This is a genomic window from Chitinophaga sp. CCNWYY40 (assembly GCF_037483205.1).
GTDB classification, from domain to species: Bacteria; Bacteroidota; Bacteroidia; order Chitinophagales; family Chitinophagaceae; genus Chitinophaga; species Chitinophaga ginsengisegetis.
In genome coordinates this window covers 266,158-291,853 of the sequence record NZ_JBBHLF010000001.1, presented here as the reverse complement: position 1 = coordinate 291,853, position 25,696 = coordinate 266,158, and the positions used below count along the sequence as shown (strand labels likewise).

General features: G+C 48.2%; 20 protein-coding genes. 7 read left to right on the top strand and 13 right to left on the bottom strand.

Annotation, left to right across the window (positions count from 1 at the left end; translation table 11 throughout):
• Positions 1–99: 99 nt before the first annotated feature.
• From V7S65_RS01170 to V7S65_RS01120, 11 genes are all read right to left on the bottom strand, one after another.
• Complete coding sequence (locus tag V7S65_RS01170) at positions 100–2,910, bottom strand: M14 family metallopeptidase (protein WP_336386490.1); 2,811 nt, start codon at positions 2,908–2,910, stop codon at positions 100–102.
• A gap of 17 nt (positions 2,911–2,927) precedes the next feature.
• Positions 2,928–4,376 (bottom strand): amidohydrolase, encoded by a 1,449-nt coding sequence (locus tag V7S65_RS01165; protein ID WP_336386491.1) that lies wholly within the window; start codon positions 4,374–4,376, stop codon positions 2,928–2,930.
• Positions 4,377–4,379: 3 nt separating this feature from the next.
• Positions 4,380–7,130: a M14 family metallopeptidase gene (locus V7S65_RS01160; RefSeq protein ID WP_336386492.1), complete on the bottom strand. Its 2,751-nt coding sequence runs from the start codon at positions 7,128–7,130 to the stop codon at positions 4,380–4,382.
• A 36-nt stretch (positions 7,131–7,166) separates the two neighbouring features.
• Positions 7,167–7,787 (bottom strand): hypothetical protein, encoded by a 621-nt coding sequence (locus V7S65_RS01155; RefSeq protein WP_336386493.1) that lies wholly within the window; start codon positions 7,785–7,787, stop codon positions 7,167–7,169.
• 32 nt (positions 7,788–7,819) lie between these two features.
• Positions 7,820–9,430, bottom strand: a complete 1,611-nt coding sequence (locus V7S65_RS01150) for a SusD/RagB family nutrient-binding outer membrane lipoprotein (RefSeq protein WP_336386494.1) — start codon at positions 9,428–9,430, stop codon at positions 7,820–7,822.
• A 17-nt stretch (positions 9,431–9,447) separates the two neighbouring features.
• The gene (locus V7S65_RS01145) at positions 9,448–13,047 is read right to left on the bottom strand and encodes a SusC/RagA family TonB-linked outer membrane protein (RefSeq protein ID WP_336386495.1); all 3,600 of its coding nucleotides are present in this window, start codon (positions 13,045–13,047) and stop codon (positions 9,448–9,450) included.
• Between the two features lie 204 nt (positions 13,048–13,251).
• The gene (locus V7S65_RS01140) at positions 13,252–14,214 is read right to left on the bottom strand and encodes a FecR family protein (RefSeq protein ID WP_159454219.1); all 963 of its coding nucleotides are present in this window, start codon (positions 14,212–14,214) and stop codon (positions 13,252–13,254) included.
• A gap of 97 nt (positions 14,215–14,311) precedes the next feature.
• A complete protein-coding gene (locus V7S65_RS01135; RefSeq protein WP_336386496.1) occupies positions 14,312–14,914 on the bottom strand; it encodes an RNA polymerase sigma-70 factor in 603 nt (200 codons plus the stop codon).
• Positions 14,915–15,063: 149 nt separating this feature from the next.
• Entirely contained in the window at positions 15,064–15,432 is a 369-nt protein-coding gene (locus V7S65_RS01130; RefSeq protein ID WP_336386497.1) for a hypothetical protein, read from the bottom strand.
• Positions 15,433–15,575: 143 nt separating this feature from the next.
• Positions 15,576–15,983, bottom strand: a complete 408-nt coding sequence (locus V7S65_RS01125) for a VOC family protein (RefSeq protein WP_111580517.1) — start codon at positions 15,981–15,983, stop codon at positions 15,576–15,578.
• 31 nt (positions 15,984–16,014) lie between these two features.
• Complete coding sequence (locus V7S65_RS01120; RefSeq protein ID WP_079468634.1) at positions 16,015–16,428, bottom strand: DoxX family protein; 414 nt, start codon at positions 16,426–16,428, stop codon at positions 16,015–16,017.
• A 128-nt stretch (positions 16,429–16,556) separates the two neighbouring features.
• On the opposite strand from V7S65_RS01120, the gene V7S65_RS01115 reads away from it, so the two are divergent.
• On the top strand, positions 16,557–18,464 hold the full coding sequence (locus V7S65_RS01115; protein ID WP_336386498.1) for an AAA domain-containing protein: 1,908 nt from the start codon (positions 16,557–16,559) through the stop codon (positions 18,462–18,464).
• Here V7S65_RS01115 and V7S65_RS01110 read toward each other — a convergent pair.
• Positions 18,451–19,374, bottom strand: coding sequence for an alpha/beta fold hydrolase (locus V7S65_RS01110; RefSeq protein WP_336386499.1), 924 nt, complete (start codon positions 19,372–19,374; stop codon positions 18,451–18,453). The two genes, V7S65_RS01115 and V7S65_RS01110, sit on opposite strands and share 14 nt — an antisense overlap.
• Before the next feature lie 195 nt (positions 19,375–19,569).
• Here V7S65_RS01110 and V7S65_RS01105 point away from each other — a divergent pair, with 195 nt between their 5' ends.
• Positions 19,570–20,019 carry a KTSC domain-containing protein gene (locus V7S65_RS01105; protein ID WP_336386500.1) on the top strand — a complete coding sequence of 150 codons (450 nt, stop codon included), beginning with the start codon at positions 19,570–19,572 and terminating at the stop codon, positions 20,017–20,019.
• A gap of 39 nt (positions 20,020–20,058) precedes the next feature.
• Here V7S65_RS01105 and V7S65_RS01100 read toward each other — a convergent pair whose 3' ends face one another.
• A complete protein-coding gene (locus tag V7S65_RS01100) occupies positions 20,059–20,961 on the bottom strand; it encodes an AraC family transcriptional regulator (RefSeq protein ID WP_079468638.1) in 903 nt (300 codons plus the stop codon).
• Between the two features lie 258 nt (positions 20,962–21,219).
• Here V7S65_RS01100 and V7S65_RS01095 point away from each other — a divergent pair, with 258 nt between their 5' ends.
• From V7S65_RS01095 to V7S65_RS01075, 5 genes are read left to right on the top strand one after another with little or no spacing between them, the layout of a single operon-like run.
• Positions 21,220–22,104, top strand: coding sequence for a sugar phosphate isomerase/epimerase family protein (locus V7S65_RS01095; protein WP_336386501.1), 885 nt, complete (start codon positions 21,220–21,222; stop codon positions 22,102–22,104).
• Between the two features lie 20 nt (positions 22,105–22,124).
• Positions 22,125–23,291: a mandelate racemase/muconate lactonizing enzyme family protein gene (locus tag V7S65_RS01090; RefSeq protein ID WP_336386502.1), complete on the top strand. Its 1,167-nt coding sequence runs from the start codon at positions 22,125–22,127 to the stop codon at positions 23,289–23,291.
• A 25-nt stretch (positions 23,292–23,316) separates the two neighbouring features.
• Positions 23,317–23,805: a VOC family protein gene (locus tag V7S65_RS01085; protein WP_336386503.1), complete on the top strand. Its 489-nt coding sequence runs from the start codon at positions 23,317–23,319 to the stop codon at positions 23,803–23,805.
• Positions 23,802–24,752 carry a 2-hydroxyacid dehydrogenase gene (locus V7S65_RS01080; protein WP_336386504.1) on the top strand — a complete coding sequence of 317 codons (951 nt, stop codon included), beginning with the start codon at positions 23,802–23,804 and terminating at the stop codon, positions 24,750–24,752. Before V7S65_RS01085 ends, V7S65_RS01080 begins: the two co-directional genes overlap by 4 nt.
• Positions 24,753–24,804: 52 nt before the next feature.
• The gene (locus V7S65_RS01075) at positions 24,805–25,677 is read left to right on the top strand and encodes a ThuA domain-containing protein (protein WP_336386505.1); all 873 of its coding nucleotides are present in this window, start codon (positions 24,805–24,807) and stop codon (positions 25,675–25,677) included.
• Positions 25,678–25,696: the final 19 nt, after the last annotated feature.

Genomic DNA, 25,696 nt, shown 5'->3' with positions numbered 1-25,696 from the left:
CGGAAAACGGCAACACCGGCGGGATAAGGGTTTCCCGGTAACAGAACGGCCAGGCAATTTGCCTGGCCGTTCTGTTGATATATGACTAAATGATATCTCTTATCCCTTCTTTCTCACCAGTTTTGCTTCTTTGGTATCCATTCCGTACAGGTCATTGAACAATAACTTGAAGGTGCCTAACGACTGTGCACGGAAAGTAATTTCAGGACCGAAAGCATAGAGCATGCCGGCGCCAACGGGGGCAGAAAATGCGGCTACCCCGTCTTTCAGGTATGCTTGTCCCCATGCCCAGCCGCTATGCAATGGTTTATCCGTAGAAAACCAGGCAATCGGTTTAATTCCTTTACCCGTTGCATCCGGATCCAGGCGGAATACGGGGCTGTTATCGAAGTTTACATCTCCTACAGCGGGGAGACCCCATGCAGCGGGGTGCGTGCTATCGAACGATACCTGCAGGATGCTTCCGGGCACAAAATATTTGGTACCGGGCAGCGGTTTTTCTTTACCGGCATTATCTTTTTCCACCAGCGCATTGTGTACCGGCAGTCCGAGGTGATAGGCCAGGTTGGTGCTGCTGCCGATGGTGATCACGGTGCCGCCTTCTTCGAGGAAGGTTTTTATCTGCGGAATGGATTTCTCTTTGGTGATTTTACCTAAAGAGTGCCGGTATTGTTCCGGGATATCCGCGGGCAAAGGATCTTTAGGGGCATATCCATACCTGTTGGGCTCTGCGCCTGATACCGGCGGGATAGCGCGGGTAGCGAAGATGATGGCGTCGTATTTACTGCGGAGATTACCGGTATCGATATCCTGCGGATATATTACCTCAAACGGGAAATGATACTGCTCCATGATCCATCGCATCCAGCCGGAAGGCATAGAGCCGCCGTAGGTATCCCATAATGCGATACGCATGGGCGCCATGCTTACGGTTCCTGCCGGGCGTTTGCTGATACCGGTGGTTTTAAGGCCGAGGGTAGCAGCTGATTGTTGCAGTATTTCTTTTGCCTTGCCATCTGCGGGCACATAAAAATTACCCGGAACGGCTTTATCGTTACCGGCCACTCCTTTGGTAAGACGGTATACTTTCACACCTGCTTTCATGAGGTCATTTACCGCGATGAAAGCATTGTTTTCCCGCGCACTCAGAAGATAGCCGCCGGCAGTAGCCAGTGCTGCTTTGGGAGGCGTTTGTAACGCGCCGTAGGGCAGCTTTGTAAATGGCCCGTCGAAGCTATCGAGGATCCTGTCGAACTGCACGCCCATCTGAAAGGCCAGTGTCCACCCGGCGGCGTCATATGGCCGGATAGGAGGACCTCCGGGATACTGAAAATCGTTTGGATGATCCTGTGGTTCAAACATATCCAATACATGCGGGCGGAAAGCCTGGTTTGTTTTTACGATGTAGGAACCGGCAGGATATTGTTTACCCGCCACCGTAAACGCCGCATCTGCTTTCTGTACCTGTATGCCTGCTTTGATGAGGGCATTGATAAATTTTACGGCTGTCGGGAAATCGGCCTGGCCGGCGGGCAGGATGTAGCCGCGGGGATCTCTCCCGGCAGGATCTTTAAACACCGCATCATAATACTTCATCGGGATATTGCTTCCCCGGCGCATCCAGCCATACGGATCGCTGCCATCGTTTTTGTCGGTGGAATCCACGTTATCCTTTTTAAAAGCGGCGGTAATAGCTTCGGAGCGTTTGGGTGATAATGTCCAGGAGTCCTGGCTGCCTTTTTCGATGGCATTCTTACCCATTTTGTAAATATTGAAAAGCACTTCATCGCGTTGCCTGGCTGCATAATCGAGTACGGCGTAGTTGAGCGACACCGAGTAATCAATAGAGCGTTTGAAGCGCCAGTCGTTTTGCGGTGTTACCGGGTTGGGGGTAGCGCCGTTAGGTATTAAGCGTTGCGGTACCACCGGGATCTTTTCCGGTGTTGGGTTACCGATAATTTCCGTGAGCAACCCGATCATGTTATGGTACTGTGTGGTGGTGCGTAAGCCGCCGTTGTACCAGGTAGAGAAGCTGGAGCCATTGAGGCGGGTGTAACCGGGTTTATCTTCTGCATTGAGGCGGTTATACATAGCCGCGCCAAGTGCATCTATACCGGTGATCATCAGCGGATCGAAGAAATAATTGAAAGGGTCGCGGTAAGGCGGGCCTGCGAGTACGGATCCTTCCGGTCCGCGCTGGTGGTGGTTGTACATGATCTGCGGCATCCATTCCAGGAACAACTGGCGGCCCATGTTCACGCTTTCTTTCATATTCATGATGTAGAAATCGCGGTTATTATCATGGCCGATGTATTTCTGGTATAGTACGGGGAGCTGATCAACAGTGCGTTTCAGTGTATCTGCATTGCGCATGTACCAGTTGGACACCAGCTCCTGTCCGTCCGGGTTGGCGTGTGTCATGAGGATGATCACATTATCGAGGATGCGCAGGGTTTCCGGATCTTTACGGCTACTCAGTTCCCAGGCGGTTTCAATGAGCTGGTGCGTACCTACTACTTCGGTGGCGTGCAGGCCGCCATCGATCCATACCACTGCTTTTCCTTCTGCGGCCAGTGCGCGGGCCTGTTCCGTAGAGATACCTTCTGCGCGTGCCAGCTGCTGCGAAATCTTTTTATATTTCTCCAGCAGTTTAAGATTTTCCGGAGAAGAGATGATCAGCATATACTGATCGCGGCCTTCTTCTGTTTTGCCGATATCTACCAGCTGCACGCGGCTCGACGTGGCCGCCAGTTTTTTAAAGTACGCGGCTGTTTGCGTGTAGTTGGCCAGTTGATAATCGTCGCCGATGTTAAATCCAAAATGTTCTTTCGGAGAAGGAATATTTTGTGCCACCGCAGTTGTACAAAACAGTCCAACAGCGGTGAGCGTGACAAGCAGTTTATTTCTCATAGCGTTTACTGATTGAGTTATTTACGATAATCCAGTGCGGGTTTTCTATCGCCCAGCATTGCTTCATATTTGAACCCGGTTCCCTGTCTTTTATCCAGTTCTTCCTTTGCCACTTTCAGGGCTTCCGGGCTTTTAAACAAATCGTATGCGGTGAGCGCCATTGTTTTGGCGGCTACCATCATACCTTTTACGCCGATGCTGCTGCCGGCGGCAGCCACATTCTGCCAGCTGTGACCTGATGATCCCGGCACAAAGGTGGCGGTTACAATACCGGCCGTAGGGGCTACCCAGCTTACATCTGCCACGTCGGAAGAAGCGCCGCCGGCGTCTTTGATCATGGTAAAAGGACTCACGCGGGAAGTAACGGTATCAGGGTCGGGGGTATTATCTTTTTCCACGAACGTGGCCTGGATCTTTTTGGCAAAATCCTTTTCTTCCGGGGTATAACTGAAACCGCCTACCTGGTGCAGGTTCTTATCCATTATTTGCGACAGCGTGATATTGGGCAGCATGTTATACACCCCTCCTATTACTTCGTAATCCATGCGGGTGCCGGTTCCCAGGGCAGCGCCTTCCGCAGCTTTCACCAATCTTTCCCACACGCTTTTCACCACTTTCATTTCCGGGTGTCTTACATAGTAATATACTTCTGCAAAGGCAGGTACTACGTTTGGTGCGTCGCCACCTTTGGTGATCACGTAGTGAATGCGGGTGGTGGAAGGTACATGTTCCCGCATCATGTTCACCATATAGTCCATTGCTTCCACGCCATCGAGGGCAGAGCGGCCTTTTTCAGGAGAACCGGATGCATGTGCCGCGGTGCCATAGAACCTGAATTTAGCGTTCTTGTTGGCCAGCCACGGCGCTATTGCCGCAGAGTTCTGGTTGCCCGGATGCCAGTGTAACACCGCGCTTACATCTTTAAACAATCCTTCCCTTACCATGTATACTTTCCCGGAGCCGCCTTCTTCCGCAGGGCAACCATACAAACGGATGGTTCCTTTTGCACCGCTGGATTGCAGCCAGTTTTTCACACTAACGGCAGCGGCCACGGAGGCAGTTCCAAAAAGATTATGCCCGCAGCCATGTCCGGGTCCGCCGTCTTTTACCGGGTGTTTTTCCGGCACTGCTTCCTGTGATAAACCGGGTAAGGCGTCGTATTCCGCGAGGATGGCGATGACCGGTTCGCCGCTGCCATAGCTGGCTTCAAACGCCGTGGGAATACCGGCGATACCGGCTTTTACGGTGAAGCCCTGTTGCTGCAAAGTTGTTTGCAGCAGCGCTGAACTTTGTTGTTCCAGGTAACCCGGTTCCGCATAGCTCCAGATCTTTTTTGCAATGGTATCGTAGCTGGCGGTGTGCTGATCCAGGTACGTGATCATAGCTGCTTTGTCTTTATTCTGCTGTGCTGCCGCAGATAAAGCGAAACAACACATGATACTGCCCAAAATGATTTGCTGCCTCATAAATTATTTATACAATTGGTTAAACAGTAATTTAAAGGTACTGTGAGATTGGCCCCGGAACATGATCTCCGGGCCGAAAGCATATAGTTTGCCTTTGCCTACCGGCGCCACAAAAGCCGCAATGCCATTTTTGAGGTACTGCTGGCCCCAGGCCCATCCGCTATGTAATGGTTTATCGTCAGAGAACCACATCAGTTTTTTAATACCCGCAGTATCACCGGTGGCACTCAGTTTAAAAACGGGACTGCGCTCAAAATACACATCATTTCTTGCGGCCATGCCAAAGGTTTCTGCTGCGGTGGTATCGATATCCGCCAGCAGGAGGCTGCCGGGAATATAGTATTTGGTGCCGCTGAGTGGTTTCATTTCATTTTTGCTGTTCTTTTCCACCAGTGCGTTCTGTACCGGTAACTGCAGGTGATAAGCGAGGTTAGTGCTGCTACCGATGGCAACGATGCGGCCACCATCTTCCAGGAATTTCTTCAGCTGTGGGATAGAGGTATCTGCCGTAATTTTTCCCAGCCAGCTGCGGTATTGCGCGGGCAGTTCTTCCGGTTTGGGCGGTTTGGGTTCAAATCCGCTGCGTGGCTTTTTAGGTTTGCCGGTGTCGGGTATAGCGCCGGTAGCAAAGATGATCATGTCGTATTTGCTGCGGAGCTTTCCGCTGTCAATCGCTGAAGTGTAGATGAATTCGTAGGAGAAATGATACTGTTCCATCAGCCAGCTGATCCAGCCGGCAGGGATAGATCCCCCGTAGTTGTTCCAGATGCCGATGCGCATAGGCGCCACTGCTTTTAACCCGGCAGGCTTGCTTTCACTAACGGTAACGGGTATACCAAATGAGGCGGCGTCTTTTACCAGCAGTTCATGCGCCTTTGCAGAAGAAGGTATATAGAAGCTGCCGGCCTCTTTAACGCCAACGGGCACACGAAATACTTTCACGCCTGCTTTCAGCAGATCGTTTACTACAATGAAACCGTTGTTGATACGCGCATCGATGAGGTATCCTTTGCCTGTGGTTACCTCCTGCTTTGGCGGGGATTGCAAACTACCGTAAGGCAGTTTCTCAAAGGGGCCGCTGAAGCTGTCGGAAATACGGTCGAACTTCACACCCATCTGAAACGCCAGCGTCCATCCGGCGGCATCGTAAGGGCGGATAGGCGGACCGCCTTCATATTGAAAATCGTTGGGATGGTCCTGTGGTTCGAACATGTCTATTACATGCGGGCGAAAAGCCTGGCTGGTTTTTACAATGTATGAGCCGGCAGGGTATTGTTTTCCTGCCACTGTAAAAGCAGCCGTGGCTTTCTGCACCGCTATGCCTGATTGAATAAGGGCGTTGATGAATTTCACGGCGGTGGGGAAATCTGCCTGATCTGCCGGAATGATGTACCCGCGGGCATCTCTGCGTCCGGGATCTTTCAGTACAGCATCATAGTATTTCACCGCCACGGTATCCTCCCGGCCGAAGGAGAATTCACCACCACCACCTTCTCCTTCTGTACCGGGTTCGGATTTTTTATTGTTCTTATTGGCAATTTTTATGCTGTCGATATAGCTTGGATAGAACGTCCAGTTATCACGGTTTCCCCTTGCGATAGCATTGCTGCCCATGCGGTAGATATTAAACAGCAGTTCGCTGCGATAGCGGGAGGCGTAGTCGAGTACCGCGTAGTTGAGTGATACGGAATAATCGATCGACTGCCGGAAGTGCCATCGCTGGGGCGTTACCGGGTTGGGAGTAGCGCCATTGGGGATGAGTCGTTCCGGTACCAGGGGCACATTTTCCGGTGTAGGACTACCTATTATTTCCGTCAGGATTCCTACCATGTTATGAAAATAGGGCGTAGTACGTAAACCGCCGTTCCACCAGGTGGAGAATTGTGAACCTGCGCGCTGGGTGTAGCCGGGCTTACCTTCCACGTTGAGGCGATTGTTCATAGCAGCGCCTACGGCGTCGATACTGGTTACGATCAGCGGATCGAATACGTGGTTGAAAGGATCGCGGTAAGGCGGGCCGGCGAGTACTGAGCCTGCGGGGCCGCGCTGGTGATGGTTGTACATGATTTGCGGGAGCCATTCCACAAACAGTTGGCGGCTGATGTTCTGGCTTTCCTTCATGTTCATCATGTAGAAGTCGCGGTTATTATCATGCCCCACATACTTTTCGTATAGCCGTGGTATGTTAGTAGCTCTTTTGCTGGTATCGGGTTCCCGCATGTACCAGTCGGACACCAGTTCCTGCCCGTCGGGGTTGGCGTGTGTTAAGAGAATGATATCATTATCCAGTATGTTCATGGTTTCCGGATCGGTGCGGCTTACCAGCTGCCACATGGTTTCAATGAGCTGGTGCGTGCCTACTACTTCTGTGGCGTGTAATCCGCCATCGATCCAGATCACGGACTTTCCTTCTGCGGCCAGTTCGCGGGCCTGCTGGTCCGTAAGACCTTCTGCATGCGCCAGTTGCTGGGAGATGGTTTTATACCGTTCCAGCCGTTTTATATTTTCCGGGGAAGAAACGATGAGCATATACTGATGGCGGCCTTCTTCTGTGAGCCCGATATCTACCAGTTTGGTACGGGGAGACGCGGACAGTTTTTTAAAGTAGGCAGCCGTTTGAGTATAGTTAGCCAGTTTATAATCATCTCCTATATTAAAACCAAAATGTTCTTTGGGAGATGGCACCTGCTGTGCCCATGCTACCGCTACGGTTGTCAGCAGCAGGAGCAGCAGGTAGTAAAATTTACTATTCATACGGGTTATCAGTTTCAGTTGATCAAAACGGGTTTTCTATTGTTTTTTAAACCTCACACCTACGCGGCAGTCGCCGGGTTCACCTCTTGCTTCATCGCAGATATTGTTGAAGAAGGTAACGATCCTGCGGCCATCGGCCAGGTTGAGGATAAATTTGAACAAAAAGTAATCGTTTACGCCCACATTTGAAAGACTTACATTATTCAGTGTTGCCAATTGCGCTGCTGTAAAGGAATATGTTTTTGGAAAGGTAGTCACCGTTTCATATAAATGATCGTTGGTACCTACTATGCTGGGCAGCGGAAACTGTGCGATATTCGTATATTGATTACCGGGAGAAGAGATGACTAACGGGTAAGCAGGTACGCTGGTTTCGGCTTTATTATAGCTGGTATATACTTCGATAGAAGTAACTGTTTCTTTCCCAAATCCTTCCCAGTTGAGGGCAAAGGCAAACTGCTGACTGGCCACATCCGGATCTTTCAGGTTAAAGAAAGCTACTTTGCCCGCCTGCCGCGTTGGCAGGGCTGTTTTGGTAGTATCTATGGTAACTACCGGCACGGCGGTATAGGTATATTCCTCCCATTCGTACTTCACCTTTTTACAGGAAAATGCAACTAATGAAATAAGCAGTATGGCAACTATAAAATGTTTCATAATTATAATTTTAGTCCCGTAATTTTTTTCACTTATTTATCCCAGAAAACCGGTGTTGTTTGCTGCGCCACCTGTAAGCGGCTGGCGTCGTCACCTAAGCTGGTATTGGCTGTAAGCTCGGTTTCAGAGTAATACAGTCGCAGCGGAAAGGTGTTGAGCGGCGACAGTGGCGTGCGCAATGCCGGTAAGCCGGTACGGCGATAATCGTTATACGCTTCCATGCCGTTGCCGTATTGCGCGATGTATTTCTGCGTCATCACCAGTTCCAGTTTACCGGCATTGTTGGCGGCATCATATTTCACCAGCTGGCCCGCGGCAAAATCAGCGATGGTGGTAGCGGGTAATGCAACGCCACCATTGGCGGCAGCGTAGGTACTCACCGCATTGAGATGTGCGATGATGCCATCTTTAAAAGCCTGACGGGCATCGTCGCCGGTGTTGAGTGTAAGCGCCGCTTCCGCGCGGATGAACTTTACCATTGCATTGGTGATCATGGGCATGATGCCTGCGCCAGTGCCATCTGTGGGGCCTACTACTTTGAGTGCGCCGGTGGCATTGGTATTGGTGAGGAACTGATTGGTAGCGGGGATGTTATTTACCGGTGCGTTATCGTACAAACCGCCGGCAGGATAGATGCCGAAAGTAGAGCGCCGGTTCAGATCGGCCGGTGCGGCTGTACCATCGCCGGGATTGCGGCCGTAGTAGCCGTTGCTGTTGGCCGAGTTGTTTAACCCTGCAGTGGCATTCTGACGGATGATGTAGTAGCGCAACCGGGGATCGTCGCTGTTAAACAGTAAATCGATCAGCGACTGGCTCATGTAAAACGTTTTGCTGCCCTGGTATTCAGACCGGTGCCAGGGATGCCGGTTGTTGGGATTTTGACCGGGGCCGAACCGGAAGGTGAAGTCCAATGCGTTGGTATTGGTAGTACCGCCTATCAGTGTGGCCGGATCGGCAAGCAACGCCTGTATGGCGGCCGTAGACCGTGCAGGATTCACCAGGCGGATCTGGTTATATAGTTTTAGTTTCAGCGAGTTGGCCATCATGAGCCAGGAGTTTTTAAGCCCGCTGTACAAGAGATCGGATGTAGCAGGAACCAGGGTGGTGGCGGAAATTTTACCGGCATCAACAGCTGCTTCGTCGATCATCTTCAACAAATCTTCATAAATATCCGCGCCTTTTTCAAAGGGAGGGCTCACGGTTTCCTGGCCTTTCTGTGATTGTGAATAAGGGATATCTCCCCACATGTCTACCATCAGGCTTACGAGGTATGCCTTTTCCAGTTTTGCGATAGCTACATAGCCCCATTGTTCCTGTGCTGTACCAGTTTTTATAATGGACTCCAGGTCGTTCAGCGTTTGTGTATAAAAGCCGTCCCACGAGTCGTTGAAGCTGGTACCCTGCTGCTGCAGCCTGCTCAGGCCGGAGGAGAAAACAGTGTACTGCATAAAAGTGGCGGTGCCGCTGTTCAGCTGGTACATGTTGGCTGCCATTGATACTTCAGTAGCCGGCAGTAATAAAGATAACTGGGCAGTAGTGGGATTGTTGGGGTCTGTATTGATATCTACAAACTTTTTACAACCGGTAACGGAGAAAACACCTGCCAGTGCTATTGTATATGCAATATATTTAAGTGCCATCATCATATCAGGTTTTATGATCAGAAAGAACATTTCAGGTTTACACCAAAGCGGCGGGTGGTAGGTACTGCCAGGTTATCATATCCCTGTGAGTTACCAACGCCCAGCGAGCTTACTTCCGGATCGAAGTTGGTATACTTCGGGAAGTTGGGTGCGCTGTACCAGAGGTTTCTACCCGTAACAGAAATGAACGCAGAGCCGAAAGGTGTTTTACCTAAAAAGTTTTTGGGAATTTCATATCCCAACGCCACTTCACGCAGGCGGAATACGGTGGCATCGAATACCGAGCCTTCATTGATACCACCGTTGCCAGGACCCATACTGCTGCTGAAGAAATGATCTTCAAAAGACAGCGCCACATTGTTCGGGATCTTATTGCCTTTATCATCCAGCAGTGGCGTTTGTGTATTGATATCACCCAGTACGCCCGGTGATACGATGGTAAATTCGCGGTTCTCCATATCGCGTGTAACGCCGCGTGACAGCATCTCTGCAACAGTGCGGGAGTATAGCTGTCCGCCTTGTTTCCAATCGAACAGGATATTCAGTGAGAAGCTCCGGAAGCGGAACGTATTGGTAATGCCCACCATAAAATCGGGGTTGGGATTACCGATTGCTTTGAGTGCGCCGGAGATCAGTGGTTTACCGGTGTTGGGATCTATGAGCACATTGCCTTCATCGTCGCGTGCATAGGCCGTTCCCTGGATAAGGCCGTATGGCTGTCCTACTACGTGTACGCTGCTGGTACCGTTGGTACCGCCATAGCTGAAGCGTTCATATCCTCCGAGGTCGCGGATGATGTTCCTGTTGCGGGTGAAGTTGGCCGAGATATCCCAGTTGAGGCCATTATTAGATTGCAGTGGCACTACCGTCAAACCCAGCTCCACTCCTTTGTTGGTGGCTTCACCGAGATTAAGGATCTGGGTGGTATAGCCGGAAGATGGTGCGGCAGTAACCTCGAAGATCTGCGAAGTACTCTTTTTATTGTACCAGGTAAAGTCAATGCCTATACGATTATTGAAGAACTGCAGTTCTGTACCCAGTTCCAGTTCCGTAATAAACTCCGGTTTCAGGTTGGCGTTGGTAAGCAGGTTAGCCTGTGTTACTACGTTATACACACTGCCACCGGCCGGAGTGAAGGGCAGACCTACGTTTGCGGGCACAGTGGTTGCGCCGAGGATAGGATTGATCTGGTAAAAATTTTGTGTTTGATAAGGAGATGCTTCGTTACCTACTTTGGTATAACCTGCTCTTACCTTACCGAAGTTAAGCACTCCTTTTGGCAGATGCAGCGCTTCTGTGAACACCAGTGATCCGTTTACACCACCATAAAAATAGCTCCTGTTATTGGAGGGCAGTGTAGAGGAAATATCGTTGCGTCCTACAAAGTTGAGGGAGGCAAAGTTTTTGTAATCAAAGGTGATGTCTGTAAAGAAGGCATAGTAGCGCTGTTTCAGGATGTTCCTGTTATTGATCAGCTGTATGGGTGTTACAGAGCTGGTGTTATTCATGTCTATCAGGTCGGCCACGATGATATTATCCCCGTAAAAAGCTTTCCTGTCTGTGAGCCGCTGATTCACGTTATTACCCACAATTGCGCGCAGTGATAAATCTGATGTAAGAGGTTTGGTGGCGGTTACCAGCAGGGTGTTATCCAGTTCCTGGCGGTAAATATTATCTGAAGTGATGCTTCCGTTGGGATAGGAAGAGCTGCCTTTACCGCGTACGCTCATGCGCCTGTCGGTGTACGCGTTGAAGCCGATGGTGTTCTGTACATTCAGCCAGGGCAGCGGATCGAAGCCCAGTACCAGGTTACCGTAGTACCTGTCCACGTCGCTGGTAGAAGGACTGTGTTTCACCGACCAGTAGGGGTTATCCACTCCCGTGTAGTCGTATACGTTACTGCCATCTATCGGGTTCTCGTAAGGATAATTAGTGAGATCGTAGCTGGTTGGCACGTACATGAGGGTAGACATGATAGAACCTGTGAGACCGCCTACCGGTGGCGTTTTCTGCCGGGTGGTGACGTAGTTGATAGCGCCGCTGGCATAGAATTTATTTTCCAGCCGGATGTTTCCGCCGATATTAACGGAGGTGCGGCTTATTTCGTTGCCGGGTACTACGCCTTTATTTTTTGTATTGGAGAAGCCTGCGTTGAAGTTTCCTTTTTCGTTGCCGGAGGAGATGGTAATGGCGTTTTCGTATACACTACCCTGCCGGAAGAAATTCTTTGCGTTCTCTTTTGCATATGACTTATAAGGCACCTGGATGGGTGTTACGCCATCGGCTTCGTAGAACTGCGGGAACACCGCGGAAGAGAATTGCCTTGTGAGCTGGTGCGGAATGGTAGCGCGTGTAGGCAGGATGCTTTTCACACCTTCAAAGGGCTGGCCCCAGGAAGCGTATACCCCTTGCCGGTAGTCGTTGTTGGTACCTTGTCCGTATTTGGTTTGATAATCAGGCAGACCGGATACCTGTTCCACGGAATAGCCGGTGTTGTAAGTAATTTCCGTGCCTTTCCTGCTTTTCTTTTTACCTGCTTTTGTGGTAATGATGATAGCGCCGTTGGCAGCTCTTGATCCGTACAATGCAGCGGCGGCGGCGCCTTTCAGCACCGTCATGGTTTGAATGTTATTCGGATCGAGATCGAATGCGCGGTTAGTAACGCCTGCGCCGCCTACCGTGGTAGCGCCTACGTTGGCGAAGCTGGAGTTGTCGAAGGGCACCCCGTCCACCACAAACAGTGGCTGGTTGTTGCCGTTGAGGGAGGAGTTACCACGGATGGTGATGTTGGTACCACCTCCGGCCACACCGCCGGCGGATTGTACATTCACCCCGGCTACTTTGCCGGTGAGGGCTCTTACGGGATCCGGTTCTGATTTCTGTGCCAGTTTATCCGAGGTAATGGTACTCACGGAATAACCCAGACTGTTTTTCTGGCGGGCAATACCGGCGGCGGTTACCACGAAGTCCTGCAGTTGTTTTACGGCGGCCTTCAGGCGAACGATGCCGGCGTCTGACGCTTTTACTTCAGTGATGCTGTAGCCGATGGCGGTGATCACCAGGGTGGCGCCTTCTTTTACTTTGAGGGTGAAGGTGCCGTCGCCTGCGGAGGTAACGCCGTTGCCGGTACCTTTTTCCATAACGGTAGCACCGGGGAAGGGATCGCCTGTTTCGCTCAATATTTTTCCTTTCACTACGATGTCTGCCGGAGGAATGGAGTTCATATCGAGGGTGGCAGCGCGTTTGGAGGTGGCCTCATTATCTGTGAGAATGATATAATTATCGTTCACTACAAAACCTATTTCGAGGCGGCCGAGGAGCCTGTCGAGCACTTTACCGAGTGCTTCCTGGTCGGCTTTTGCGGATACTTTTCTGTCGAGCGCAATATGGCTGGAGCTATATACAAATTTCACTTCTGCTTTGCTGTGGATCTGGTTCAGCACACCTTTCAGGCTCATATCATCTGCCTGCAGCGATATTTTCCTGTCGAGGATTCCCTGGGCATGTGCGGCAGCGGGGCCGGTGATCCCATAAAGTAATACGCCTGCTATCAGGCTGATCGCCGTTACTTTCTTGCATTTGGACAGGAAGGCATTTCTTTTTAGATTTATGAGCATAGACCTTGTACTTTGTTAGATTTCGGAAAGAATTTGACAAAGGAATTCCCTTACCGCGCTGTCACGCGGTGATAAACAGGGCTATTTATCATAAGCTGGCGGGGCTGTCACCCCTCCAGCTTTTTAGTTGGAATTGATGTTAGCCATGATGTTGATTTTTTGTGTTTGACTCGATTCGATTGTGGTTGATAACAGGTTCATTTTTCACTTTTTTTGTTTGAGTAAAATAGTTTTCCCTTTGATGCTGAAGTCCAGGTTGAGTGCCTGGCTGATCATCTCCATTGTGTGTTGTAAAGACTGGTCAGTAAAATCTGCCGTGATTAGATTAGAGTTGATCACTGCGTCCTGCAGTTGTATGTCTACTTCAAATTTATTTTCTATCCGTTGTAAAACCTGTTGCATGGTGGCATCATTAAATGCCATGTTATATTCCGTACCTTTTGTGATGTCGTTAATGGGCGGCGTTCCTTCTTCCTGTTTACGTATAGCCGTGCCGGTAGCAGCATATACAGCCTGTTGTTCCGGGTATAATACTACGGGAGCCGACTGCGGCGCGCTGAGTGCAATTTTCCCGGTGAGCAGGGTTACCTGTGTTTCTTTGCCTGTTTCGCGGATATTGAAACTGGTACCCAACACCGTGGTGGTGAGTGTGCCGCACTTCACCAGGAAAGGGTGCCGCGGGTCTTTGGCAATTTCAAAGAGCGCTTCTCCCTGTAGTGTTACCTCGCGGTTACCGGCGCCAAAGCTTGCCGGAAATATTAGCTTACTGTTTCCTTTGAGCCATACGATAGAGCCATCCGACAGGATATGTTTTTTTGTTTTGCCGGGAATGCTTTGCAGTGATACCAACCGATGGGGCGCCACCATGTTCAGCAATTCCTTGCTGAATACAGCGCCGGCAATAACTATGCAGGCAATGCAGGCAGCGGCTTTCCAGTAACGGAGTAATGGCCTTATAATACCCGGTTGTTTATGTTTATTGATCCGTTCTACGAGGTGATGGTATCCTGCTATCCTGGCCGCGTCCTTTTCTGCTTCGGGCATGGCATCAAATGCGTGCTCGTCGCCGGCTGCATCCAGCCACTGTTCCAGCTGTTGTGCCTCGGAAGCCTCCAGCGTACCATTTAAATATTTCTCGATTAAATTTTTAAGATCCTGGTTGTTCATCAGTTTTTCACACTTGTATTTAATCAGGCAGTTAATAGTGTCACCTATAGATAAGTACACCAGGAAAACAGTAACACCTACGTCTTTTAAAAAAAAATTAAAAATTGAGGGCTGCATCCAGCAGGATGATCAAACACAGGTGATGGCCCAGCACCATTCTCAGCTGCCGGAGGGCTTTGGTAAGATGGTTTTCCACTGTTTTATGGGAGATGTTCAGTGTATTGGCGATGTCGGTAACAGAGAGATGTTCATGACGGCTCATCCTGAATACCTGCTGGCATTTCTCCGGCAGCCGCGATACTTCTTTCTCCATTGTATTTTTAAGATCAGTGGCGGCCATATTTTCCTCGTTGGAATTATCGGATGGTTGTTCCGGCAATTGCGCAAACTGGTGGATATAGGTTTTGCGGATACGGTCTGATTTGAGATAGTTGAGTAACTGGTATTTTACCGCGGTAAATAAATAAGCGGAGAGCGAGTGTGTGAGTTGCAGTTGCTCGTGTTTTTTCCAGAGAGAGAAAAATACTTCCTGGATAATTTCTTCTGCTACTTCTTTACTTTTTAACCTGTTGTATACATATCCGTATAAACGGGGCCAATATTCGTTGTAGATGGCCTCATACGCACCCATATCACCTTCTTTCAGTAAGGCCAATATGTTAGATTCATCTGATTGATTATATTTTTTTATAATGTTCAATATTTTCGCTTATTCAGATGTTATAAACATAAACAAACGAAAAAAATACCAATTATCATAATAATAACCTGATATTTTATGTTGGAACACTTAAATAATTCGATTTTTTATAGATAAGGCGTTAAGTAACATGATAAAATGGCGATTCCTTACCGGGAAAGGATATAAGTTATCAGCGCCATCGCGGTGATGCCTGCCACGTCATTCCACCGGAAAGGGGATGTTTGCCGGTTGTTGTTTATATTATAGTGGTAGTGAGATGGATACGCCTCATATATAAAGCTCCTGCTGTTATTGCTATCCTTTACGGCAGGCAGGTACTGCTGCCATTGCCATTGTTTATTATTTGTGGCTTCGCCAAAGGAACCGTTTTGGGGCGCCGGCAGCAGCAACATTCCCTTCTTCCCGGCGAGGGCGCTGCTGTCCTGTGCTGATGCGGTAAAAGTAACGGCCACAGCCAAAGAGGCGGTGAACATCGTTTGCCGGAAATAATTTTTCAATGTATCTGGTAGTAGCATGGTAATAGTCCGTTTATTTTCAGGACGCATGGAATTTGCCATTCCCCTATCTGCCGGGGGAATTTTTTTTACCGTACCCATAATAAAAAGCCTTTGTACTGCGGGGCAATACAAAGGCGTTGTCTTCTATATGAACAATATATTTACTGAGGCTCTACTGCAGATGGGTCCATGTATACGATTTCCCACAAATGGCCATCGAGGTCGCGGAAGCCACAGGAATACATAAAGCCCTGATCTTCCGCCGGCTTAGGCGCTTTGGCGCCGGCCTTTACCGCCTTGTCTACCAGTGCATCTACGGCTGCTTTACTATCGACCGACAGGCACATAATGGCTTCATTTACTTTGGAAGTATCTGCTATTTCCTGGTTGGTAAAGCTTTTAAAGAATGGTTCTGTCAGCAGCATAAAGAAGATATCTTCTGAAATAACGAGACAGGCAGCTTTATCATCGGTGAATTGCAGGTTGAAAGAATAACCAAGACTGGTAAAAAAATTCTTTGATTTATCCAGGTCTTTAACAGGAATGTTTACAAAAATCTTCGTTGCCATTTTTTCCGGGTTTATGGATTACAGAATAAGATTACGACTGGCTGTTTTGTATTGGGAAAAGCGCGCGCAGCGCAGGGATACGCAGGAAAAGGCTTACCCACACCAGGATACCGAATACCACCGGGAAGTAGTAAGGTTCGTTTATCCTTGACATGATAGCTACCGCGCCGCCGAGGTAAGCGCTGATCAGTATAGCGCCCAGTACTGCCGTACGTGGAATGGCATACAATATAGTAGCAATAAGCAATACAATGCCGATCCCCTGCACCTGTTCTGCCGGCCAGCCCAGCTTCACACTGCCTTCCATTGAATAGATGTTCTTAATTACTTTCATGATGGCATCCACCAGGAGAAAGAGTACACAAAGAACAGTGATTACCCAACCGGTAATATTAGCTGCTTTTGAAGGAGCTTTTTTATTCAGATAAATTGTTTGCGCTTCCATATAGGTTGTTTTTTATGTTGTTTGATTGACAATACAAACTTACCCGCATTTGTTTTTATTTCTGCTGGGCGAATACGACATTCTTAATGGTTGATTGCGACAATTCAGGAACATCTTACCTTTGCGTCATGGATTATTTCAAAAAGCAGCTTGATTTATTAAAAACAGAGCGGGAAGAAGACCGGAGATCATATAAACAAATGACGGAATCCACGTCTGTAGCAGATCGCAGGGCAAACGGACTTACCTGGTACCCGATTGCCATCAGAGGATCGGAAATGAGCAGAGGAGATTACCTGACCGTGGAAGTGGAACGCACCACCCACCAGGACCTGCCGCATCAGCTGCGTTTTGGTGCTTCTGCTGTTTTATTTTCCAACCATGATCCCAAACAGGATCATCTTGAAGGTACCATTACTTACCAGGGCGGCAACCGGCTGAAGATCACCCTGCGCACCGACGAGCTACCGGAATGGGCCAGCGACGGCAAACTGGGCATCGATGTGCTTTTTGATGACAACAGCTATGATGAAATGCAAAACGCGCTGAAACAGGCGGACGCATTGCACGATAAAGAACCGGAAGGACGGCTGATAAAAATACTGACCGGGGAAAAGAAGCCCGTGTTTCACCCTGATATAACTCCTTATGTAAATCCCGCGCTGAATGCTTCCCAGCAATCGGCCGTTAATAAAATACTCTCCGCCGGCGACCTGGCTATAGTACACGGTCCGCCGGGAACCGGTAAAACCACTACCCTGGTACAGGCCATTAAAGCACTGATCAAACAGGAACAGCAACAAATACTCGTGGTAGCACCCAGCAATACCGCCGTAGACCTGCTCAGCGAAAAACTATCAGACGAAGGGCTGAATGTGTTGCGGGTAGGTAATCCGGCGCGCGTATCTGAGCGGCTGATGTCGCTCACGCTCGACAGTAAAGTATCCGAGCATACCAGCATCAAAGAAATCAAGCGCCTGAAGAAACAGGCCAACGAATTCCGCGACATGGCGCATAAATACAAACGTAACTTTGGCAAAGCAGAAAGGGATCAGCGGAAAGCCTTGTTTGACGAGGCCCGCAAGATCATGAAAGAAGTAGGCAATACAGAACAATATATTATTGATGACGTCATCTCCAAAGCGCAGGTGATCACCGCCACGCTCGTAGGCGCCAGTCATTATACCGTGAAAAATTTAAAGTATCACACGGTAGTAATAGATGAAGCCGGGCAGGCACTGGAACCCGCGTGCTGGATTCCCATCCTGAAAGCGCAGAAGGTGATCCTCGCGGGCGATCATTGCCAGCTGTCGCCCACCGTAAAATCGGACGAAGCCGCCCGCAAAGGACTCAGCACCACCCTGCTGGAGAAATGCACTGCCCTGCACCCGGAAAGCGTAACACTGCTGGAAGAGCAATACCGCATGCATGCTACCATCATGGGATATTCTTCCAGTATCTTTTATGAAGATAAACTAAAGGCACACGCCTCTGTTGCCGGACACCTGCTGTTTTCTGAAGATAACCCGCTCAGCTTTGTAGATACCGCCGGTTGCGGTTTTGATGAAAAGCTGGATGGCACCAGTACCACCAACCCGGAAGAAGCTGTATTTTTATTTAAACATCTTACACAGCTGGTCACCGCACTGGGGGAACATTACCAGCCGAAAGACTTTCCAACGGTGGCGGTTATATCTCCCTATAAACAACAAATACAATTATTAAAAGAACAGCTGCAACACTCCCCGCTGTTACAGCCCTATGCAGACAAAATATCTGTAAACACCATCGATAGTTTCCAGGGACAGGAACGTGATATTGTATACATCAGCATGACGCGCAGCAACACAGAAAATAAAATAGGCTTCTTATCAGACATCCGCCGGATGAATGTAGCGATGACCCGCGCCCGTAAGAAGCTGGTGGTGATAGGCGACAGCGGCACCCTTTCCCAGCTTGGGTTTTATGCAGACTTCATCACTTATGCAGAGCATAAAAACGCTTACCAGAGCGCCTGGGAATTTATGGATGTGTAGCGCTGGCTGTCATTACCTTTTCCAATACCTGGAAAAACGCGGGTTGTTGTTCAAACATCGGGAAGTGCCCCGAGGCCTGGATCCAATGTAGTACTATATCCGGACGGATAATTTTCAGTTCATAGGTATAGAAAGCCAATGGGTCCTGGCGGCTGCCAATCACGGTTACCGGCCCTTTATATTGCGGCAGGTTTTTACTGAGATCAAAATGTATCCGCTGCAGGTCCGACACCATCAGTGTTTGCATGCGGCCATTGGGTTTTGCGACATAAATTTTCGCCATGAGGCTATCGATGTCCGCTTTGTTGTAAATGTATGCCAGTCGTACGGTACGGTTATACAGCGCACTATCCGCACCATTTGCCTTCCCTCCTTCTATCTTTTTACCCAGCGAATCCATTACAGCCAGGTCGGACACGCCCAGCCGCCCGCGCAGGTTATTCATATGCGTAGTCCTGAAATCGGCCGAGAACTTATAATAGCCGGGATTTGCCAGCACCAGTGCACGGACCTTTTCCGGATGTGCAGCAGCATAGCTCATTGCCAGCATGGCGCCCCAGGAATGGCCGTAGATAATGGTTTTGCGGATGCCTTCCTTATGTAGCAGCCGCTCTATGTCCTCCACAGCGGCTTTGAGATTGATAGTAGTAGAATCGAACGGTACGGGGATAGACAAGCCGGTGCCCCGTTGTTCCAGCAGAATGGCCCTGTAATGCTTTCCCAGCTCAATCGCTACTTCTTCCTGCTGCAGGCAGGAGTTGCCGGGACCACCGGACAGCACTATCACCGGGCTACCCTTGCCATATACGTGATAATAAAGCCAGCCATTGGGATATTTCAGGGAGTCCAGCTGCTGTGCATGGATGGGCAGACAATACAGCAACATGGTTAACAATAACAACCGTTTCATAAGATGGTTTTTCAACATTAAAATAGGTGATTTTATGCATATAACATGCCTATATCCCTGAAAGCCGCCACTGTAAAGGTTAAATAAATTCTTGCCGGGAGCTTAAAAAAGCGTAACTTTGCCCGTTTTTCGGGGTAAGATAAATGGTAGCCTGCTCATAATGATCAGCCTGTTTATTTTTTGAATAAATACATTATGAGTAAAATAGTTGATTACAGGAAGTTACTGGGCGTTACCAAAACTACTGAAGTAAAAGAATTAAAAACGGTCTACAGGAATTTAATGAAGGAGTGGCATCCTGATAAATTTGAAGGACTGGCAGAAGATCAGAAACTGGAAGCGGAAGCAAAGAGTAAAGAGCTGATTGAAGCTTATCACTTTTTAGTGAGCATAGCGCCTGAAACAATTGCTGCTGCGTTACCACAATACACCGCCACCATTTCAGCATCTACACTGGTGGATTTCTCCTACCAGAAACAAACGCTTCAGCTTCACTTTGAAGATGGCAGCAGCTATGAATACCTCGACGTTCCAAAAGCATTATACATTAAGCTGATTAACTCCGATACGCCGGGCAGATTTTGCCGCAGGCATATTTACCATGAGTTTGTGTACCGTAAGGTGAGCAAGGCGGTTGAAGCGTAATATCGCAGCTGATCTGCTATTGTCGCCGAAAGGAACAACTTAACTCCCCGTAGGCCGGAAACTCGGTGTGCTTACATTACTTTCTATAAATGCCTTGCGGTATTCCCTGGGAGATTTTCCCTGGTAGATTCTGAACTGCCTGTTAAAGTAGGATACATTGTCAAAACCGCAGGCATAGCATATTTCAGAGATCCCATTTTCTGTGCCTATTAACAGCTTCGTAGCGTGACTAATCCTTATCTCATTTACAAATTGTGAGAATGTTTTGGTGGTTCTTTTTTTGAAGTAGCGGCAAAACGCCGCTTCGTTCATACAGGCAAGAGATGCGGCAGATTTGCTATCTACATGATTAGGGTAATTTTCCAATACGTACTTGAATATGGGTTCTAATTTTTTTGAATCTGCATCCTTATAACGTGTTTTCCCGGGATCATCTGTTAGTAGTTGCACACTCTCCCTGCCCTGTAGCGACAATTCATCCAGGATCTGTAAAAGTATGATCAGGTTTTTCATTTGCTGATTTGCCTGAAACTGAAAAAACAGGTTATGAACAGCAGCGGATATTTTATTAAATTTTATTCCATACTGGGATAACTGCATCAGTTCTTTTATCTTTCTCAATTCCAGCTTTTCGAAAAAATCCCTGCCAACAAAATCTTCTGTAAACTGTACGATAATAGCATGCGCTATTTCGTCGGCCCCAACAGGTGAACTGTTATTGCAGAAGCAATGGACCAAACCCGGCCCGAACATATAAATTTCTCCTTCGTTGTAATTCATCACCTTATTTCCTGCATACATTCTGCCCGCACTTTTTACAATCAGGATCAACTCGTGCCCATGATGAAAATGGAACGTATTGGTGAACCGGGGTTGACAGAATTCTTTAATTACAAAACTGGCATCCTCCGGAGTAGATATGTGTCGGTAAGAAACTTTCATAACGTCTTTATCTTTAGTACACTATTTATTTTCTAACGCAAAAAAACCAGGAATATGGTAAATATAGTATCGATATCTTGCAAATGAAGTACTTTTATTTCAATGGAAGTCTGAATAAGTTTGTGAAACAATGAATTTTTTTAAAAAACGTTCCCGTCATGAAACCAACAAGTTTGTGCCATACTATTGTCCATTCTTTGTGATGGACAAATAAATCACCTGCAAATACATTATTCCACTTTTATATATTAATGCGTTATGGAACTAGGGATACACAATTGGATGCGGTCTGAAACGATAGAAACTACCATGCGGAGAGTTGCTGCGCTGGGATATACCCAACTTGAAATTGCCGGAACACCCGAACATTATGATACCAAGCAACTAAGAAAACTAATGCAGGAACATGGTTTGTCCTGCTGGGGAGCTGTAACACTGATGTTGGGAGACCGGAACCTGCTTGCCAGGGATGAGGCGCAGCGCGCAAGATCGGTGCAATATGTGAAGGATGTAATAAAAATGGTAAAGGAACTGGATGGCCATATGGTGGCGGTTGTACCATGTACAGTTGGAAAAATTGTACCCGACGGACGGCCTGATGAAGAATGGAAATGGGCTGTTAATGCACTGAAAGAAATTTACGACTATAGCGAGGCATCCGGCATCCGGATAGGCATTGAACCCATCAACAGGTTTGAAACCTATTTCATCAACAGGGCCGATCAGGCATTGGCGCTGGCAGAAGCGACAGGACCCAATTGTGGCATTTGCCTGGATACCTTTCACATGAATATCGAAGAGGCAGATATGTTTGAGGCGATTAAAAAGGCGAAGGGAAAACTGGCAGGTTTTCATGTAGCAGATAACAACAGGATGGCGCCCGGAATGGGTAACCTCAACTGGAGGAAGATCATCGATACATTGAAGGAAATAAACTATAATGAAGTGCTTTCCGTAGAATTTTGTGCATCACTGGATCGTACGCCGGCCAATCCATACCCGGATTCTATTGATGAAAACCCTGAAAACTTATCTGCTGAGCAGGCGAAATTCCTGGTAGACCACGGCAGCGCTTCTGTTACAGAAGAGTTTTATACTATGCTCACCACCCAATCATTTAATACTTTATCAAAACTTATTTAAAAGAAGTCAACTGCTAACAGATGAAAATAGCTAATGTAGAGGCATTTTGGTTGCGCTGTCCGGTTCCCAAAGAAAAACAACATACTTCAGATTATGGATTGTTGGCCAATTTTGACATGACGCTTGTTGTGATCACTACAGATGACGGTCTTCAGGGATTTGGAGAAGCCAAAGCAGCGGTTGGATCTTCGGGCGTGTGTGCTTCCATTGTAAATTGTATTGAAAATGAACTGAAGCCTGCCTTATTGGGTAAACATGTGAAAGACATTTCCCGTTTATGGGAGGAGATGTACAACGGCACAAGGGATCACTATGCATTACTGAGAGGGCGGAAATTCCCTATCCTCGGCAGAAGAGGCCTCACCATATCAGCCATGAGCGGCATTGATACCGCCTTATGGGATCTGAAAGGAAAAATGCTGCAGGTTCCGGTGATGGATTTGCTCGGTGGCGCCTGCAGGGATAAGATGCCGGCCTACGCAAGTGGTGGCTGGGCAGATGCAGACAACATTGGCGCACAACTGAAAGGCTATGTAGATAAAGGGTTTGGGAGTGTAAAGATGCGTGTTGGCGTGATGGACCAGACAGTACAAAACAGTATTGAAAGAGTAAAAGCGGCGAGAGCCGCCATAGGTCCGGATGTAAAACTGATGGCCGACGCACACGGTACCTTTAGTGTTCCGGAAGCGAAACAATTTTGCCGGGGAGTAGCAGATTGTAACCTGTATTGGTTTGAAGAACCTATCAGTCCTGATAATAAAAGAGGAACTGCAGAAGTAAGGGCTTCTACACATATTCCCATTGCAGCAGGAGAAAGTGAATATACCAGTTTTGACATTAATGCACTTTTGGAATTAAGAGCAATTGATGTGATACAGCCGGATGCAGCTATCATTGGTGGTATTTCGGAAGCAGTGCGTGTATCGCATCTCGCCAGTGTGCATCAGCTGGAGCTGGCGCCGCATTGCTGGGGTTCTGCCTTTTCTTTTATGGCGGGGCTGAACGTGGCATTTGCATCGCCTTCGGCCACTATCATTGAGTTCTCACTGGGAGGAAATCCTATGATGTATGAGCTGGTGAAGGAGCAGATTACCGTTACAAACGGCTCCATCCAGGCGCCCACTGCCCCGGGATTAGGAGTAAGCCCCGACTGGGATTTCGTACGGCAGTACAAACAAAAAGTTTAGAAGTGATATTTGTAAATAACTATTTATGGCCAAAGCACTTAAAATTAATCACGTAACGCTGATTGTAGACAACCTGGAAAAAGTAGGTCACTTCTATCAGCATGAATTGGGGCTGGAGCCGCTTGCCGCCTTCCGGTTTGATTACCCTGTTATGTTTTTCAAATTCAACGAAGAGCAGCAACTGCATATCTCCGAATGGGAGGACCATACTTCCTTCCGTGGGCATGTTTGTGTGCAGGTAGATGATTTCAGCAGTCTTTTTTTCCGTATGAAAGAACTCAATGTAATTGATATAAAACCCTGGGGAAAGGTGAGAAAACTGCCCGACGGCGCCATGCAGATGTTTGTGCGTGATCCTGCCGGCAACCTCGTGGAAATATCTTCCATACCAGGAGCGGAAGTCGACTCCCGGATACTTGCCGATGAACTCTATGAAGAAGGGTTGTATGTTTCAAACAGAAATGACTTCAGAGGATACAGATCCGATGATGCCACTTTATATCACAAGAAATGAGAAAAAACGTATTGTTGCTTGAAACCATTGCAGATGAAGCATTCGCCTTTCTTCAGCAGCATGTGAATGTATTCACAGGATACGATGAAGCCAGCTTAAACAACGTATTGAACAAGGAAGACATCCATGCCATCATTACAAGAGGAAAAGGCCAGATCAATAAACCGCTCATAGACGCTTTTCCGCATTTACAGGTGGTAGCCAGATGTGGCGTAGGATTGGACAATGTAGATGTAGCTGCAGCAACAGTAAGAAAAATCATGGTAATTAATGCACCGGGCAGTAATGCCGCAACTATTGCGGAGCATACCCTTAGCCTGATGCTGATGCTGATGCGCAATATGTATGAATCGGTTTCACAGGTGAAACAAAACAACTGGAACTGGCGCAATCAATATACAGGAGATGAGCTGAACGGTAAAACATTGGGCGTATTGGGAATGGGCAATATAGGAAAACGTGTAGCCCGGATTGCAGAAGCTTTTGGGATGGAGGTGCTGTATTGGAGTAAATCTGTCCAGGACCTGCCTTATAAATATCTGCCGATGGAAGATGTATTACGGTATTCGGATGTAGTTAGTCTCCATCTTCCTTTTAATAACGAAACAGGTAAGATCATAGGAGAAGAACAACTGCGTTTAATGAAACCCGGCTCACTATTGATTAATACCGCAAGAGGCGCGCTTATCGACCATCCGGCATTATTACAGGCATTAAATTCCGGGGTGATTTCGGGTTTTGCTGCAGATGTATTACCAGATGAGCCACCCGTTGAGAGCCTCGGTATTGTACATCATCCGCGGGTAATCATTACGCCTCATACCGGCAGTCTTACATCGGCCACCTATCAGCAGATATGCCTGCTCACCATCAATAATGTAGTAGCAGCGCTTACTGGCAGGAACCCTGAACCTGGGAGCATATATAACCGCAGTGCGTTGCACTGATAAGTAGCCGGGTTGAATCGCATAAAAACGGTCATCAATAATCTTTGTTCAAATGAAAAAAATTTGCGTTTGCTTATTGTTTATGGTAAGCACCAGTATTACATGCACCGGCTTTCTCTTTGCACAATCTTCCAAAGAGGTAAAAAAGCCACTGGTTGTTTTCGTGACCGGTGATCATGAGTACAGCAGCGAAGAAACCATGCCGTTAATCGCCGCCGCACTGGAGAAGGATTATGGCATGAAAACGATCGTTCTCAAATCATCTCCTGATTATAACAGCGAAGAAAATATTCCGGGCCTCGAGGCATTAAAACACGCAGACCTCGCAGTTTTCTTCCTGCGTTGGCGCAGGCTTCCTCCCGAACAACTTGCGTATATAGATGCTTACCTGAAATCCGGCAAGCCTGTAATGGGGTTCCGCACCACCACTCATGCATTCCATTTTCCGGAAGGACATGCCAGTGAAAAATGGAATGCCTTCGGAGAGTTTGCATTGAACGCACCTCCGGGATGGGGCGGCGCCGCCAAACATACCCACTACGGGCACGAGAGCAGCACGGATGTACGCATCATACCTGAACAAGCCAACAATCCTATCCTCACGGGCGTTGCAACAAACTTCCATGTCCGCTCATGGCTGTACCGTGTTTTACCGGATTATCCGGTGAAAGGTTCTACCTGGTTACTGATGGGAAAGGCGGTTAATCCCGATAAAGAAGCTATTGAAAACCCTGTTGCCTGGACCGGCACCAACGCTTTCGGCGGACGGGTTTTTATGACAACCCTGGGCCATCCTGAAGATTTCAGACAGGAACCCTTTCAGCGCCTTGTGATCAATGCCATTCATTATGAGCTGGGCCTCAAAGTTCCACGAAAATGGAAAGGCAAAATGAATATACAGGTACCCTACCGCATAGCGAAATAAGTACACCACGTTTCCTGAT